The following is a 15,453-nucleotide window of genomic DNA, read 5'->3' as shown; positions in this document are numbered from 1 at the left end:
CTTTACTTAAATCCTTTCTGCTCTTTAATCAGCTCGTACGCCTTCTGAATTTCCTGCGCCTTCTGCTTAGCCATCTCCATCATTTCTGGCGGCAGCCCTTTCGCCACCAGTTTGTCCGGATGGTGTTCGCTCATTAGTTTACGATAAGCACGCTTAATGGTGGTCGCATCGTCGGTTGTTTTAACACCGAGAACATTGCAGGCGTCTTCCAGCGTCGGGCCTCGTTGCGCCTGCTGCCAGCCGCCACCGCCGGACTGCTGCTGATATCCGCCGCCGAACTGTGCCCCGCCCTGCATCATGCGCAGAAACTGATCAAACTGGGTGCGCGAAATCCCCAACTCTTCAGCAATCACATACAGCACTTCACGCTCGTTAGGGTGCAATGACCCGTCGGCAAATGCCGCCTGGATCTGAATCTCCAGAAACATGCGGATCAGATCGAATCGACCAAAACAGACGCTGCGAAACTGACGCATCTTTTCACGTAACGGGTAATTGTCTGATTTTCCCACCCGGAAGGCGTGTTGCGCGGCAGTACGGGAATCACCGTGCAAATTCATCCGATCCATCAACTGGCTGGCGATATGAATATCGGCTTCCGTGACGCGACCTTTGGATTTGGTCAGATGTCCCATCACCTCAAAAGTGGTGGCAAAAAAAAGCGCCTGGCGTTCACGTTGGTTGGCAAACCACGCCATTTTGCGCATGCGGGCTTTGTCGAACATGTGGCCGACTAACAGGCCCAGAACCACACCCCAGAAGCCGCCGCCCATCATTAAAGCCACGGCTACACCAATTATCTTTCCCCAATACTGCATAGACTCCCCAAATCTTTGTGCTCTCAGCCAGGCTATGTCCCACAATATAAGCTGCTTTTACCGTTTTACGGCTGCGGTCAATTGTGGGACATCGCCTATAATTTGCATTATCATACCTGTCATTCAATGCCGTGCCTAACACCACGGATGCCTAAATGGGCAGGATTAACACTAGCGCAGTGAAGATGAGATAAGTTAGGCTGTGACCGTTTGTCACGCGCGACGCTACCGATGATGGAACAATAAATACAACGTATGAAAAAACGTATTCCCACTCTTCTGGCCACCATGATTGCCAGCGCCCTTTATAGCCAACAGGGCCTGGCAGCCGATCTCGCCTCACAGTGTATGCTGGGCGTGCCGAGCTATAACCGTCCTCTGGTGAAGGGCGAAACCAATGAATTACCCGTCACCATTAATGCCGACAACGCGAAAGGGAATTACCCGGATGACGCGGTGTTTACCGGCAACGTGGATATTGCGCAGGGTAATAGCCGCCTGCAGGCCGACGAAGTTCAGCTTCACCAGAAGCAGGCAGAAGGTCAGCCGGAGCCAGTACGAACCGTCGATGCGTTGGGTAATGTCCACTACGATGACAATCAGGTGATTCTGAAGGGACCGAAGGGCTGGTCTAATCTGAATACCAAAGATACCAACATCTGGGAGGGGGATTACCAGATGGTAGGTCGTCAGGGACGCGGGAAAGCCGACCTGATGAAACAGCGTGGGGAAAACCGTTATACTATTCTGGAAAACGGTAGCTTTACCTCCTGTCTGCCCGGTTCCGATACCTGGAGCGTCGTCGGTAGCGAAGTCATCCACGATCGTGAAGAACAGGTCGCGGAAATCTGGAACGCCCGGTTTAAACTGGGTCCGGTTCCGGTCTTTTACAGCCCCTATTTACAGTTGCCCGTCGGCGATAAGCGCCGTTCCGGTTTCCTGATCCCGAACGCAAAATACTCTACTAATAACTATTTTGAGTTCTACCTCCCGTACTACTGGAACATTGCGCCCAATATGGACGCCACCATCACGCCGCATTATATGCACCGTCGTGGCGGCATCATGTGGGAGAACGAATTCCGCTACCTCACCCAGGCGGGCGCAGGCCTGATGGAGTTCGACTATCTGAACTCCGATAAAGTGTACGAAGATGATAATCCGAAGGACAGCAACTCACGCCGCTGGCTGTTCTACTGGCAGCACTCTGGCGTCATGGACCAGGTGTGGCGTTTCAACGTCGACTACACCAAGGTCAGCGACACCAGTTACTTTAATGATTTTGATAACAAATACGGCTCCAGTACCGACGGCTACGCCACGCAGAAATTCAGCGTCGGCTATGCGGTACAGAACTTTGACGCCACGGTTTCGACCAAGCAGTTCCAGGTCTTCGATTCCGCAAACAGTAACAGTTACTCTGCGCAGCCGCAGTTAGACGTCAACTATTACCAGAATGACGTCGGTCCGTTTGATACCCGTATTTATGGCCAGGCGGTCCATTTCGTGAACACCAATGACAACATGCCAGAAGCAACGCGTGTTCACCTTGAACCGACCATCAACCTGCCGTTGTCGAATAACTGGGGCAGTATCAATACCGAAGCGAAACTGCTGGCTACGCACTATCAGCAGACCAATCTGGATTGGTACAACACCAATAACGCCACCAAGCTGGATGATTCCGCCAACCGCGTCATGCCGCAGTTTAAAGTTGACGGCAAGATGGTATTCGAGCGTGATATGCAAATGCTGGCGCCGGGATATACCCAGACGCTGGAGCCGCGCGCCCAGTACCTGTACGTCCCGTATCGCGACCAAAGCCATATCTATAACTATGACTCGTCCCTGCTGCAATCTGACTACAGCGGCCTGTTCCGCGACCGTACTTATGGCGGTCTGGACCGTATTGCTTCCGCTAACCAGGTAACGACCGGGGTCACATCTCGCGTTTATGATGACGCGGCCGTTGAACGTTTTAATATTTCTGTGGGTCAAATCTACTATTTCACTGAGTCTCGCACTGGCGATGACAACATTAAATGGGAGAATGACGACAAAACGGGTTCGCTGGTCTGGGCGGGAGACACCTACTGGCGCATCTCCGATCGCTGGGGTTTGCGTAGTGGGATTCAGTACGACACGCGTCTGGATAGCATCGCCACCAGCAGCAGCAGTATCGAATACCGCCGCGACGAAAACCGTATGCTGCAGTTGAACTACCGTTATGCCAGTTCAGAGTATATCCAGGCAACCCTGCCTTCTTACTACTCGACGGCCGATCAGTATAAGAACGGGATTTCGCAGGTGGGCGCAGTGGCAAGCTTCCCGATCGCCGATCGCTGGTCGATTGTCGGTGCTTACTACTTCGATACCAACGTGAACAAAGAAGCAGACTCCATGCTGGGCTTACAGTACAACTCCTGCTGTTACGCCATTCGCTTCGGCTACGAACGTAAGCTGAACGGTTGGGATGACACCCAGAAACACGCAGTTTATGACAACACGATCGGCTTTAATATCGAACTCCGCGGCCTGAGCTCCAACTACGGTCTCGGCACCAACCAGATGTTGCGTTCGAACATTTTGCCGTATCAAAGCGCTTTATGATCTGATTAATTTACACGTAATCCGCATTGCGGTTAATTGAAATGGAAAAAGTATGAAGAACTGGAAAACGCTGCTTCTCGGTATCGCCATGATCGCGAATACCAGTTTCGCTGCCCCACAGGTAGTCGATAAAGTCGCAGCCGTCGTCAATAACGGCGTCGTTCTGGAAAGCGACGTCGATGGCTTAATGCAGTCAGTAAAACTTAATGCGGGTCAGGCTGGTCAGCAGTTACCAGACGACGCCACGCTGCGTCATCAGATCCTGGAACGTTTGATCATGGATCAAATCATCCTGCAGATGGGTCAGAAGATGGGGGTGAAAATTTCTGACGAGCAGTTGGATCAGGCTATCGCCAACATCGCCAAGCAGAACAACATGACGCTGGATCAGATGCGCAGCCGTCTGGCACAGGATGGCTTGAGCTATTCGACCTATCGGAGCCAGATCCGCAAAGAGATGACCATCTCCGAAGTGCGTAACAACGAAGTTCGCCGTCGCGTCACCATTCTGCCGCAGGAAGTGGATGCCCTGGCGCAACAGGTTGGCAACCAAAACGATGCCAGCACCGAGCTGAACCTGAGCCACATTCTGATCCCATTACCGGAAAACCCAACGTCAGAGCAGGTAAACGCGGCTGAAAGCCAGGCACGCTCTGTTGTTGATGAAGCGCGTAACGGTAGCGATTTCGGCAAACTGGCCATCACTTACTCCGCAGATCAGCAGGCGCTGAAAGGCGGCCAGATGGGTTGGGGACGTATTCAGGAACTGCCGGGCATCTTTGCTCAGGCGTTAAGCACCGCGAAGAAAGGCGATATCATCGGCCCTATTCGTTCAGGCGTGGGTTTCCACATCCTGAAAGTCAACGACATGCGTGGTCAAAGCCAGAGCATCTCCGTGACTGAAGTGCACGCCCGCCATATTCTGCTGAAGCCATCGCCGATCATGACCGATCAACAGGCGCGTCTGAAGCTGGAACAAATCGCGGCAGATATTAAGAGTGGTAAAACCACCTTCGCGGCAGCAGCAAAAGAGTTTTCTCAGGATCCCGGTTCTGCCAACCAGGGCGGCGATCTGGGCTGGGCTGCAGCGGATATTTTCGATCCTGCTTTCCGCGATGCGCTGACCAAACTTAACAAAGGCCAGATGAGCGCCCCGGTGCATTCCTCTTTCGGTTGGCATCTGATCGAACTGCTGGACACGCGTAATGTGGATAAAACTGACGCAGCGCAGAAAGACCGTGCCTACCGTATGCTGATGAACCGTAAATTCTCGGAAGAAGCAGCGACCTGGATGCAGGAACAGCGCGCCAGCGCATACGTTAAAATTCTGAGCAACTAATGACTCGTATTCAACGCGTTGTCATCACTCCCGGCGAACCCGCCGGGATTGGCCCAGACCTCGTGGTTCAGCTCGCACAGCGTGAGTGGCCCGTAGAACTCGTCGTCTGTGCGGATGCCGCTCTTCTCAGTGACCGGGCAGCGATGCTCGGTTTACCGCTTTCACTCCTCCCCTACTCTTCAGATACTCCAGCCAGACCGCAATCAGCAGGTACGTTGACGCTGTTACCGATTGCGCTACGAGCGCCTGTAGTCGCAGGTCAGTTGGCGGTAGAAAATGGGCAATATGTCGTGGATACGCTGGCTCGCGCCTGTGATGGTTGTCTGCAAGGTGAATTTGCGGCGCTGATTACCGGTCCGGTCCACAAGGGCGTAATCAATGACGCTGGCGTGCCGTTTACCGGGCATACCGAGTTTTTTGAAGAGCGCTCACAGGCAAAGAAAGTGGTGATGATGCTGGCGACGGAGGAGCTGCGCGTGGCGCTGGCCACCACGCATTTGCCGCTCAGAGCCGTTGCCGACGCCATTACGCCCGCCCTGTTGCAAGAAGTGATCGGCATTCTGCATCATGATTTACGCACCAGGTTCGGCATTGCCGATCCGCATATTCTGGTGTGTGGTCTTAACCCGCATGCTGGTGAAGGCGGACATATGGGGACGGAAGAGATAGACACCATCATTCCGGTCCTCGATGCACTGCGTACGCAGGGGATGAAACTAATCGGCCCACTGCCTGCAGATACGCTGTTTCAGCCCAAATATCTCGACCACGCGGATGCCGTATTGGCAATGTACCACGATCAGGGCCTCCCCGTGCTAAAATACCAGGGATTTGGTCGCGGGGTGAATATCACGCTGGGCCTGCCCTTTATTCGCACATCTGTCGATCACGGCACCGCGCTTGAACTTGCGGGTCGTGGGCAAGCAGATGTCGGCAGTTTTATTACGGCGCTTAATCTCGCCATCAAAATGATTGTTAATACTAATGAATAATCGAGTCCATCAGGGCCACTTAGCCCGTAAACGTTTCGGGCAAAACTTCCTTAACGATCAGTTTGTGATCGAAAGTATTGTCTCTGCTATCAATCCGCAGAAGGGTCAGGCAATGGTCGAAATCGGCCCGGGCCTGGCAGCATTGACCGAGCCAGTAGGCGAACGTCTGGACAAGCTCACGGTCATTGAACTGGACCGGGACCTTGCCGCGCGCCTGCAAACTCACCCGTTTTTAGGGCCAAAGCTGACGATTTATCAGCAAGATGCCATGACGATGAACTTCGGCGAACTCGCACAAACGATGGGCCAGCCGCTGCGCGTTTTCGGCAACCTGCCGTACAACATCTCTACGCCGCTGATGTTCCATCTTTTTACCTATACTGATGCCATTGCCGACATGCATTTCATGTTGCAAAAAGAGGTGGTCAATCGTCTGGTTGCAGGGCCAAACAGTAAAGCGTATGGTCGATTAAGCGTCATGGCGCAATATTATTGCAATGTGATCCCGGTACTCGAAGTACCGCCATCCGCATTCACGCCTGCGCCTAAAGTCGATTCCGCCGTTGTGCGTCTGGTTCCTCATGCGACGATGCCGTACCCGGTTAAAGATGTCCGCGTGCTGAGCCGTATTACCACCGAAGCGTTTAATCAGCGCCGTAAAACGGTACGTAACAGCCTCGGCAACCTGTTTAGCGTTGAGGTCCTGACCGAGCTGGGTATTGATCCGGCGATGCGAGCGGAAAATATCTCTGTCGCGCAATACTGCCGGATGGCTAACTATCTGTCAGAAAACGCGCCATCGAAGGAGAGTTAAAGATGATCAATTCGCCCCGAGTGTGCATTCAGGTACAAAGCGTCTACATTGAGGCGCAATCCTCACCTGATGATGAACGTTACGTTTTTGCTTATACCGTGACTATCCGCAATTTGGGGCGAGCGCCTGTACAGCTGTTGGGGCGTTATTGGTTGATCACTAATGGTCATGGCCGCGAAACCGAAGTTCAGGGCGAAGGTGTGGTTGGCGTTCAGCCCCACATCGCACCTGGCGAAGAGTATCAGTACACCAGCGGAGCGGTAATTGAAACACCGCTGGGCACCATGCAGGGTCATTACGAAATGATCGATGAACAAGGCATCGCCTTTACCATCGACATTCCCGTGTTTCGGCTCGCCGTTCCAACACTCATTCACTAAAACAATAACTATGGCGACATACCTTATTGGCGACGTTCACGGTTGTTACGATGAACTGATCGCCTTGCTACACCAGGTAGACTTCAACCCCGAACAAGACACCCTATGGCTCACTGGCGATCTGGTCGCGCGTGGGCCGGGCTCTCTGGACGTTTTACGCTACGTGAAATCGCTGGGCGATAGCGTGCGGTTAGTCCTTGGCAATCACGATTTGCACCTGCTGGCCGTATTTGCCGGTATCAGTCGTAACAAACCGAAAGACCGGCTCACACCGCTGCTCGAAGCACCGGACGCGGATGAGTTACTTAATTGGCTACGCCGCCAGCCGCTCTTGCAGATTGATGAAGAGAAGAAGCTGGTGATGGCGCATGCCGGTATTACCCCACAATGGGATCTGCAGACAGCGAGGAATTGCGCCCGCGATGTTGAAGCCGTATTGTCGAGCGACTCTTATCCCTTCTTCCTCGACGCCATGTATGGCGACATGCCAAACAACTGGACACCGGAACTCACGGGACTGGCGCGCCTGCGTTTTATTACCAACGCATTTACCCGCATGCGCTACTGCTTCCCCAACGGTCAGTTGGATATGTACAGCAAAGAGTCGCCAGAAGATGCGCCAGCCCCACTGAAGCCCTGGTTTGCCATTCCCGGACCTGTCAGTGAAGCCTATAGCATTGCTTTCGGGCACTGGGCATCGCTGGAGGGGAAAGGCACGCCTGAAGGTATCTACGCGCTGGATACGGGATGTTGCTGGGGGGGAGACCTCACCTGTCTGCGCTGGGAAGACAAACGGTACTTTGTACAGCCATCAAATCGCCATCTGAATCTGGATCCCGGCGAGGCGGTCAACGCCTGATAGTCGTTTGCCGGATGCGGTGCTCGCACCTTATCCGGCCTACATTAGCTGGATGATAAGGCGTTTCGCCGCCATCCGGCGCTTACGGTATTAACGACGTTCCAGAATCTCGAAGCAGTAGCTGTGGGAGTTTTGTGCGTCGGCATCGTGAAATTCGCTAAACACCGATTCCCAGTCGTCCGGTTCGTAGTCCGGGAAATGCGTATCCCCTTCAACTTCCGCATCAATGTGTGTCAGATACAGTTTTTGCGCTTTCGGCAGGAACTGCTCATACACGCGTCCACCGCCAATCACCATAATTTCAGGTTCATCGCCGCAGGCCGCTATTGCTTCATCAACAGACGTCACCCACTGCACGCGATCGTCGGTGCCTGGCTTGCTGCTGATGACAATATTTTTACGCCCTGGCAACGGTCGCCCGATGGATTCCCAGGTATGGCGTCCCATGACAACCGGCTTGTTTAAGGTATTACGTTTAAACCAGGCGAGATCGGCAGGTAGGTTCCATGGCATGGCGTTTTCCATACCGATGACGCGATCTACCGCTAACGCCGCAATCAGACTGATCATTGAATGTTTCCCGGATACAAAAAAATTGTCGCCACTATACGGAAAGCGCAATCTTTCGTCGACTGGCGGAAAGAGGATGAGCATGAAAATTTTCCGTTCTGCTGGCGAACCGACCTATTTAAGGTGGTACGCCAGCATTACAGTAGTTCAAAAACAGCCAATTAGCAGTAAAGTTTGCAGAACATCACATTTTTTACTCTATGCTGACGGTTTCACTTCCGGCTCATCGGCGACGTCGCCCGTATGTTTACCTTCATCCGTGCCTTGCCAGCCATGGCGTTGAATTAACGATAAGTGTTGGCGATCTTCCGCAATAATTTCACTCAGCATTGCGCTGGTGCGTTTATAAACCGCTGCGCGGGAAATCGCGTCATTTTCCCCTTTCACCATCTCCTCAACCATGAGCATATTGAAACGGCGGAATACGTCGGCCCGCTCACGCGCTTCATAGCGACCAAGCCCAAGACCTTCCAGCGCCAGACGCCCGGTCTTCAGCGCACCTTCAAAGGTTTCACGTTCCGGCATTTCCACCCCTGCCTGGCGCAGGCGAATGTAATGATCTACATCGCGCGCGCGGGCAATAATTTGCAGATGAGGGAAATGCTCCTTCACCATTTCGGTTAATTGCAGGCTGGTTTGCGGATCGTCAATGGCGTTAATAATGACTTCTGCTTTAGCCGCCCCTGCAGACTCCAGCAGATCCATCCGGGTCGCATCGCCATAGAAAACCTTCATGCCGAATTTACGTAGCGTTTCGATATGGTCCGGGTCATGATCAAGAACCACCATTTTGACGCCGCTCGACAACAGCAAACGACCGGTAATCTGACCAAATCGCCCAAACCCGGCGATGATCACTCGCGGTTGTTCTTCGTCGATTTCATCCGCTTCCCGCTCTTCACCGGTCGCTGATTTTTCCAGTCGTGTCAAAATCACCAGTAAAATCGGCGTCGCCGCCATCGACAACGCGACAGCCAGGGTCAGCGATTTCGCCCAATCAGAATCAAGCACGTCTGCCATTTGCGCCGCGCCAAACACCACGAAGGCAAATTCACTGCCCTGCCCTAATAATACGGCAAACCAGCGACGTTGCTTATTCGGCACCTGCAACGGTTTCGCTATCAGCCACAGCATGACGGTTTTGATAACCAGGAAACCGACCAGCAGAATAACGATGCGTAATGGGTTATCTACCAGCGTGCCAAAATCGATAGACATCCCCACGCCGATGAAGAACAGTCCCAGCAACAGTCCTTTGAACGGTTCAATATCGCTTTCCAGCGCGTGGCGATACTCAGAACTGGCCAGCAGCACACCGGCCAGGAACGCCCCCATCGCCATCGACAGTCCAACCTCTTCCAACAGCAGACCGAAGCCAAAAACGAGGAACAGCGCGACGGCGCTAAACACTTCCCGCAGGCCTGAACGGGCAACAAAACGTAAGGCGGGACGCGTCACATAGCGACCTAACAGCACCACCAGCACCAGTGCCCCCGCCACCTTAAGCGCAGAGAGCGCAAATGCCCCAAGCGTTGTCGATGCGCCGCTCGCCGCGAGTAATGGGATCATCGCGACCAGTGGAATAGCGGCGATATCCTGGAACAGCAGCACGGCAAATGTGCTGCGTCCGAGTTGCGACACCATCAGGTTACGTTCATTCATCGCCTGCATAGCGATGGCCGTTGAGGAAAGCGCCAGCGTCATGCCGATCAGTTCCGCTACCTGCCAGCGCAGGCCGAGGAACATACAGAACAGACCGATCAGCCCCCCGCAAACCACCATTTGTAATGCACCACCGCCAAACACCGAGGCTCGCAGCTTCCACAAACGTTGCGGATCCAGTTCCAGGCCGATGACAAACAGCATCAGCACCACGCCGATCTCGGCAAAATGGAGGATTGATTCGGCATCTGTCACCAGCCTCAAGCCCCAAGGACCGATGATGCACCCGGCGATGAGATAGCCCAGCACTGACCCTAAGCCCAGCCGTACGGCGATGGGGACAATCAGCGCCGCCGAACCGAGGTAAATCAGCGCCTGTATCAGCGTATGACTATCCATGATGCACCTCCTGCCACTCCAGCAGACGCTGTTTATAGTGGCGCGCCTGCGCCTGCAGCGTTTCATCATCGCAAATAAACGTACAGTGCATCGCAAACGGCGGCAGCCATTTGAGGCCGCAATATAAAGCCGTTGCCTGTAGGGGCTGAGAAAGTACATCAAAGCCAGGATGGGAGCCGATATCAAAGTGGCTTTCACCGCCGCCGGTCGTCACAGCCCACAGCAGATGTTTACCGTGCAGCGCTGTTCCGCCATGGCCATAGGCCCAGCCGTGAGAGAGGACTTTATCCATCCACAATTTGAGTAACGGAGGCGTGCTATACCACTGCATAGGATGCTGCCAGATAATTAAATCAGCCCGCGCCAACGCATCCTGTTCAGCGGCAATATCGATATTGAAATCGGGGTAGAGCTGGTAGAGCGAGCGGATCTCCACGCCCTCCAGCGTCCTTGCCTGATCAAGCATCCGCTTATTCGCATGCGAATGCTGCGGATAGGGATGCGCATAAATGATGAGAATCATGATTAGCCTGTGTCACTGCATTATTGTAATAACAGTGAGTTTAGTCAGTTAATCCACAGGCTAACAGTCAATATTATTGAGTAGATAAATGGAAAAATCTGAGTTAGTTGTCCAGCTCACTCATATCTTTAACCTGGTCGCGGTTAATCTGCTCCGTCTTACCTGTTTGCGCATTTTTATACGACACCAGGCCAGTATCATCATCCACTTGCGGTTTGCCGTCGGTAACGATGGTTTTGCCGTCGGTGGTTTTCACCGCCTGGTTTGAGGAACAACCGGCGACGGTAAACAGTGCTGCTGCGGTAAAAATAGAGGTGATCAGGATATGTTTTTGCATGGTGTTCTCCCTGCTTTTCAGTCGTTTTCAGTGAAATATAGATTAACTGTAGGCTAACTGACTGAGTTACAGGGAAAATACAGAACACTCCTAATAGCCTGCCCTGGTCACGGGCTTACTGCGAATCGTCATCTGACTGGTTTGAGACAACGTCAGACCGCGTGTTTCTGGTGCAAAAGCAATGGACACGAGCAGGCCAATCAGCGAAATCCCGGCCCCCATCAGCATGACATTACTGATGCCGTATTTGCTAATGAACACCGGTAGCGCCCAGGTGGAAACAATGGTCCCGATGCGGCTTAACGACATAATCACCCCGACGGCCGACGCGCGAATATCGGTAGGAAACAGTTCGTTGGGATATAGCCACTGCAGATTCCCCGGACCACCAGAGAAAAATGCGTATACAGCAAAGGCCAGCACCACCAGCCACGCCCCCATATCAGGAATTAACCCCAGTACGGCCAGCGCCAGCGTCATCATAATAAAACTGCCAATCAACAGCGGTCGCCGCCCCGCGCTATTGAGCCAAAACATCGGCGGAATACACCCCAGCATAAAGCACAAGCTAATCACCACGTTGCCCAACGCGGCGCTTTTCCCGGCACCCAGTCCCAGTAGCCCAACAATCTGCGGGCCAAAGGTATAGATGGCGAACATCGGGATCACCTGACAGGTCCAGATGGCGGCAACAAACAGCACAAACGGGAAATGACGACGATTAAACAGCTGAAGAAAACGCGTCTCCTGCGGCGCTTCTTCATCGAACACCACCGGTTCGCCGAACAGCTTGATCATCATCGCCTCGCACTCTTTCACCCGCCCCTTACGCAGCAGCCAGCGCGGCGATTCAGGCAGGTCGAAGCGTCCAATCAGGATCAAAATACAGGGGATCACCGCGCTACCTAGCATCCAGCGCCATCCGCCCTCAACATCATACAAACAGTAACCGACCAGATCGGCACAGGTTGCGCCGACATACCACATAGCCGCGATAAAACCGATAGAGAAAGCACGCTGGCGGGTATTGGAAAATTCGGTAATCATCGAGGTGGCGATCGGGTAATCGGCGCCAATCACAATGCCGATCAACACACGCATCACCAGGAGTTCAACGGGCGAGGTAACGAACATGGTCGCTGCCGATATCACGCCAATGGCGATGATATCGATAATAAACATTTTTCGCCGCCCGACCTTATCGGAAATGTAGCCAAACAACGACGTACCAACAAACAGTCCGGCCAGCGTGCCCGCACCCAGCAAGCCAATCCACTGAGCATCCAGTTTCAATGCTGGCGTGAGTTGTTCCAGCGCCACGCCAATCATTACCAGCACATAACCATCCAGAAACGGCCCACCGCTTCCCCATAGCATTATCCTGCGGTGAATAGAGGTAAATTTGATGTCATCAAAGTTCCTGGGCTGCTGCATGGTGATGTCCTGTTTCAACACGGGCAAAGCGTCATCTGTAGGCCGGATAAGGCGTTTACGCCGCCATCCGGCATTGGCACCACATGATTGCCGGATGGCGATGCTACCGCATCTTATCCGGCCTACGGGTGCACAACCTCGTACTTATTAGCCGTAGCGGAACTCCACGCCAAACGTCCCGCGTGGGTATTCCCATTTCTCCAGCGCCGTATCAAGGCCGAGGATCCGGCACGTTCCGCACTCCAGGCACCCGGCGTAATCAAAACGAACGCTACCGTCGTCCTGCTTTTTATACAGTCCCGCCGGACAGGCCTTAATCAGCACCTCCAGCGCCTGTTTATCAGGATCGGCTTTGAGAATGATGTGTGGGCTATCTTCATCCACATTGAACTTATTGACGCCCAGTTTGACGTCCACATTGACGGGAGATGTCATAATACGGTCACTCCTTTCAGGCCATCTTTCATCAGGTTGATGAAGCCCACTTTCTTCGCATGGCGCAGGATTTTTTTACGCATTGGCACCGGAGCGGAGCCATCCACGGTGAACAGGTCGCGCGCGATACTGACCGCCATTTCGGGATAAGCGGTAAACATGCGGGGATTATCAAGAAAAGCCGGCAGTTTCTGATACATGCGCATATCGCGCATCGGACCTTCGTCCAGATGCTGACGGTATTCACCCAGCGACTGCTTGCTAAAATCGTCGCGCTTCATCGCCGAAAGCACCGTCTTCGCCGCCGCTTCGCCTGCGGATATGGCGAGATCCATACCACGGATGGTAAAACCGAGGTTCATACACATGCCGGCAGCGTCTCCGGCAATCAGTACGCCATCGCCCACCAGTTCAGGCTGCATATTCATTCCCGCCTCGGGTACAACGTGCGCGGCATATTCCACCAGCTTGCCACCAGCGATCAGCGGAGCGACTGCCGGATGCTGTTTGAAATCTTCCAGCATTTGCGGGACCGATTTTTTCGCGTCTTTCAGATGATGAAGGCCGCAGACCAGCCCCAAAGAAAGGGTTGTTTCATTCGTATAAAGAAAGCCACCGCCCATCAGACCATCGGTTGGCGCCCCGGCAAACAGACAGGCGGCGCCTTCGTTGCCCTGTAGCTGGAAACGATCTTCAATCACCGACTTCGGCAATTCGATCAGTTCCTTCACGCCGACGGCAACATGCGATGCCTCAACACGCTTGGCCATGCCCAGCTTTTCAGCCAGCATAGAATTCACCCCATCGGCGAGGATCACGACTTTGGCTTCCAGAATATCGCCATCGGCTTCCACGCCCACGACTTTACCCTCGCGCTGAACGACGTTATCGACGCGAATACCGGTGATCAGTTGCGCCCCCGCCTCTTCGGCCTGCTCCATCAGCCAGGCGTCAAATTTACTGCGCAAGACGGAATAAGAAACCTGCGACGCGGCGGCCTCTTCACCATTGCAGTAGTCGATAGTCATCGCCCCGTTGTCGGTCATAAAGGCGAGTTTTTCGTGGGTAATCATGCGTTCAATGGGGGCCAAATCCGCAAAGCCGGGAATGATGCGTTCCAGGCTATGCGCATACAGACGCCCACCGGTGACATTCTTCGCGCCAGCAGAATTGCCGCGCTCGATAACCAGCACCTGTGCACCTTCGCGAGCAAGCACCAGCGCCGCAACCGAACCGGCCAGACCTGCACCCACGATGATGGCATCAAAGATATCTTCGGACATACGTACTCCTGTCAGCGGCAGGATACCTTCGCATCCTGCCCGAAATGATTTATCGCGCTAAGGCAGCCGTCAGCGCAGGCAGGATCTTCAGCGCATCGCCAACGATGCCAAAATCCGCATACTGGAAGATCGGCGCATTTTTATCTTTATTGATGGCGAAAATCGTCTGCGCGCCGTTGGCGCCGACCATGTGTTGGATCTGCCCGGAGATCCCCACCGCCAGATACAGTTCAGGCTTGAGCATCAGGTTGGAGATACCGACGTAGCGCTCGTGCTCCATCCACTTCTCGTTTTCCGCTACCGGGCGAGAACAGGCCAGCTCAGCGCCAATCGTCTGGCACAGCGCTTCGGCCAGCGAGATATTCTCTTTGCTGCCGATACCGCGTCCCACACTGACCACCAGACGCGCTTTATCGAGATCGACGCTGTTGCTCTGACGTGCCTGGGTTGCGGTGCGGGTCACAGCATTGGTCGGAGCCTGCCACTGCACGGTGTGCATCTCACCGCTGCGAGAAGTGTCCGGGTCTTGTGCGTCAAACGTTCCGCTGCTGAGCGTGATCACAGCGAACGGCGAAGCAATGGTTTCTGCCCCTATCGCCAGACCGCCGTAGACCATATGCTTAACCGCCGCTTTTCCATCCTGCAGGGCGACTTCGCTGGCGTCGTTGGAAACCGCAGCCGACAAGCGAAAGCCCAGCTTTGCCGCCAACAGTTTGCCCCGGCGCGTATTCGGCAGCAGCACCGCGCCGCCCTCGCTATGCTGACGAACAGTCTCAGCCATCACATCAGCGTAGTCTTCGATCATGCGGTCTTCTGGTTTGCCGCTGAGCAGCCAGACATGATCCGCGCCCAAATGACATGCTGTCGCGCTATCCGCTTCGTTCAGTACGAATGCGTTAACTTTTTCACCTACAGCCTGCGCGCCACTCATCAGTTCGGGCAGACGAGAAGGGGTATCGCTGAATACCCAGACACTGGAAAATTTGTTCATAACATCC

Annotated in this window: 15 protein-coding genes; 6 read left to right on the top strand and 9 right to left on the bottom strand. The window is 53.9% G+C overall.

The window, feature by feature from the left end; genetic code table 11:
- Positions 1-2 precede the first annotated feature (2 nt).
- Complete coding sequence (gene djlA, locus JSN25_RS08850; RefSeq protein ID WP_003845702.1) at positions 3-818, bottom strand: co-chaperone DjlA; 816 nt, start codon at positions 816-818, stop codon at positions 3-5.
- A gap of 255 nt (positions 819-1,073) precedes the next feature.
- On the opposite strand from djlA, the gene lptD reads away from it, so the two are divergent.
- The 6 genes from lptD to apaH are packed head-to-tail and all read left to right on the top strand — an operon-like array spanning position 1,074 to position 7,812.
- On the top strand, positions 1,074-3,428 hold the full coding sequence (gene lptD / locus JSN25_RS08845) for an LPS assembly protein LptD (RefSeq protein WP_137351369.1): 2,355 nt from the start codon (positions 1,074-1,076) through the stop codon (positions 3,426-3,428).
- A 52-nt stretch (positions 3,429-3,480) separates the two neighbouring features.
- Complete coding sequence (gene surA / locus JSN25_RS08840; RefSeq protein WP_038637121.1) at positions 3,481-4,767, top strand: peptidylprolyl isomerase SurA; 1,287 nt, start codon at positions 3,481-3,483, stop codon at positions 4,765-4,767.
- Positions 4,767-5,759, top strand: coding sequence for a 4-hydroxythreonine-4-phosphate dehydrogenase PdxA (pdxA, locus tag JSN25_RS08835; RefSeq protein WP_137346828.1), 993 nt, complete (start codon positions 4,767-4,769; stop codon positions 5,757-5,759). The genes surA and pdxA overlap by 1 nt, the downstream gene beginning before the upstream one ends.
- Positions 5,752-6,573, top strand: coding sequence for a 16S rRNA (adenine(1518)-N(6)/adenine(1519)-N(6))-dimethyltransferase RsmA (rsmA, locus tag JSN25_RS08830; protein ID WP_005124503.1), 822 nt, complete (start codon positions 5,752-5,754; stop codon positions 6,571-6,573). Before pdxA ends, rsmA begins: the two co-directional genes overlap by 8 nt.
- A gap of 2 nt (positions 6,574-6,575) precedes the next feature.
- Positions 6,576-6,953, top strand: a complete 378-nt coding sequence (gene apaG, locus JSN25_RS08825) for a Co2+/Mg2+ efflux protein ApaG (protein WP_038637116.1) — start codon at positions 6,576-6,578, stop codon at positions 6,951-6,953.
- A 10-nt stretch (positions 6,954-6,963) separates the two neighbouring features.
- On the top strand, positions 6,964-7,812 hold the full coding sequence (apaH, locus tag JSN25_RS08820; RefSeq protein WP_038637114.1) for a bis(5'-nucleosyl)-tetraphosphatase (symmetrical) ApaH: 849 nt from the start codon (positions 6,964-6,966) through the stop codon (positions 7,810-7,812).
- A gap of 90 nt (positions 7,813-7,902) precedes the next feature.
- Here the strand turns inward: apaH and folA are convergent, their stop codons facing one another.
- From folA to JSN25_RS08780, 8 genes are all read right to left on the bottom strand, one after another.
- Positions 7,903-8,382, bottom strand: a complete 480-nt coding sequence (gene folA / locus JSN25_RS08815) for a type 3 dihydrofolate reductase (RefSeq protein ID WP_199966996.1) — start codon at positions 8,380-8,382, stop codon at positions 7,903-7,905.
- A 198-nt stretch (positions 8,383-8,580) separates the two neighbouring features.
- Complete coding sequence (gene kefC / locus JSN25_RS08810) at positions 8,581-10,443, bottom strand: glutathione-regulated potassium-efflux system protein KefC (protein ID WP_204525627.1); 1,863 nt, start codon at positions 10,441-10,443, stop codon at positions 8,581-8,583.
- On the bottom strand, positions 10,436-10,966 hold the full coding sequence (kefF, locus tag JSN25_RS08805) for a glutathione-regulated potassium-efflux system oxidoreductase KefF (protein ID WP_087857648.1): 531 nt from the start codon (positions 10,964-10,966) through the stop codon (positions 10,436-10,438). Before kefF ends, kefC begins: the two co-directional genes overlap by 8 nt.
- 103 nt (positions 10,967-11,069) lie before the next feature.
- Complete coding sequence (locus JSN25_RS08800; protein ID WP_003018880.1) at positions 11,070-11,303, bottom strand: YgdI/YgdR family lipoprotein; 234 nt, start codon at positions 11,301-11,303, stop codon at positions 11,070-11,072.
- A 90-nt stretch (positions 11,304-11,393) separates the two neighbouring features.
- On the bottom strand, positions 11,394-12,737 hold the full coding sequence (locus JSN25_RS08795; protein ID WP_085048328.1) for an MFS transporter: 1,344 nt from the start codon (positions 12,735-12,737) through the stop codon (positions 11,394-11,396).
- Positions 12,738-12,884: 147 nt separating this feature from the next.
- Positions 12,885-13,172, bottom strand: a complete 288-nt coding sequence (fixX, locus tag JSN25_RS08790; protein ID WP_000203731.1) for a ferredoxin-like protein FixX — start codon at positions 13,170-13,172, stop codon at positions 12,885-12,887.
- Complete coding sequence (locus JSN25_RS08785) at positions 13,169-14,455, bottom strand: FAD-dependent oxidoreductase (protein WP_204525626.1); 1,287 nt, start codon at positions 14,453-14,455, stop codon at positions 13,169-13,171. Before JSN25_RS08785 ends, fixX begins: the two co-directional genes overlap by 4 nt.
- Positions 14,456-14,504: 49 nt before the next feature.
- On the bottom strand, positions 14,505-15,446 hold the full coding sequence (locus JSN25_RS08780) for an electron transfer flavoprotein subunit alpha/FixB family protein (RefSeq protein ID WP_199952533.1): 942 nt from the start codon (positions 15,444-15,446) through the stop codon (positions 14,505-14,507).
- Positions 15,447-15,453: the final 7 nt, after the last annotated feature.

It is taken from the genome of Citrobacter cronae (assembly GCF_016893685.1).
In the GTDB taxonomy this organism is placed as follows: domain Bacteria; phylum Pseudomonadota; class Gammaproteobacteria; order Enterobacterales; family Enterobacteriaceae; genus Citrobacter; species Citrobacter werkmanii.
The sequence above is the reverse complement of the archived record's forward strand: the minus strand, read 5'-3'. Positions and strand labels throughout refer to the sequence as shown.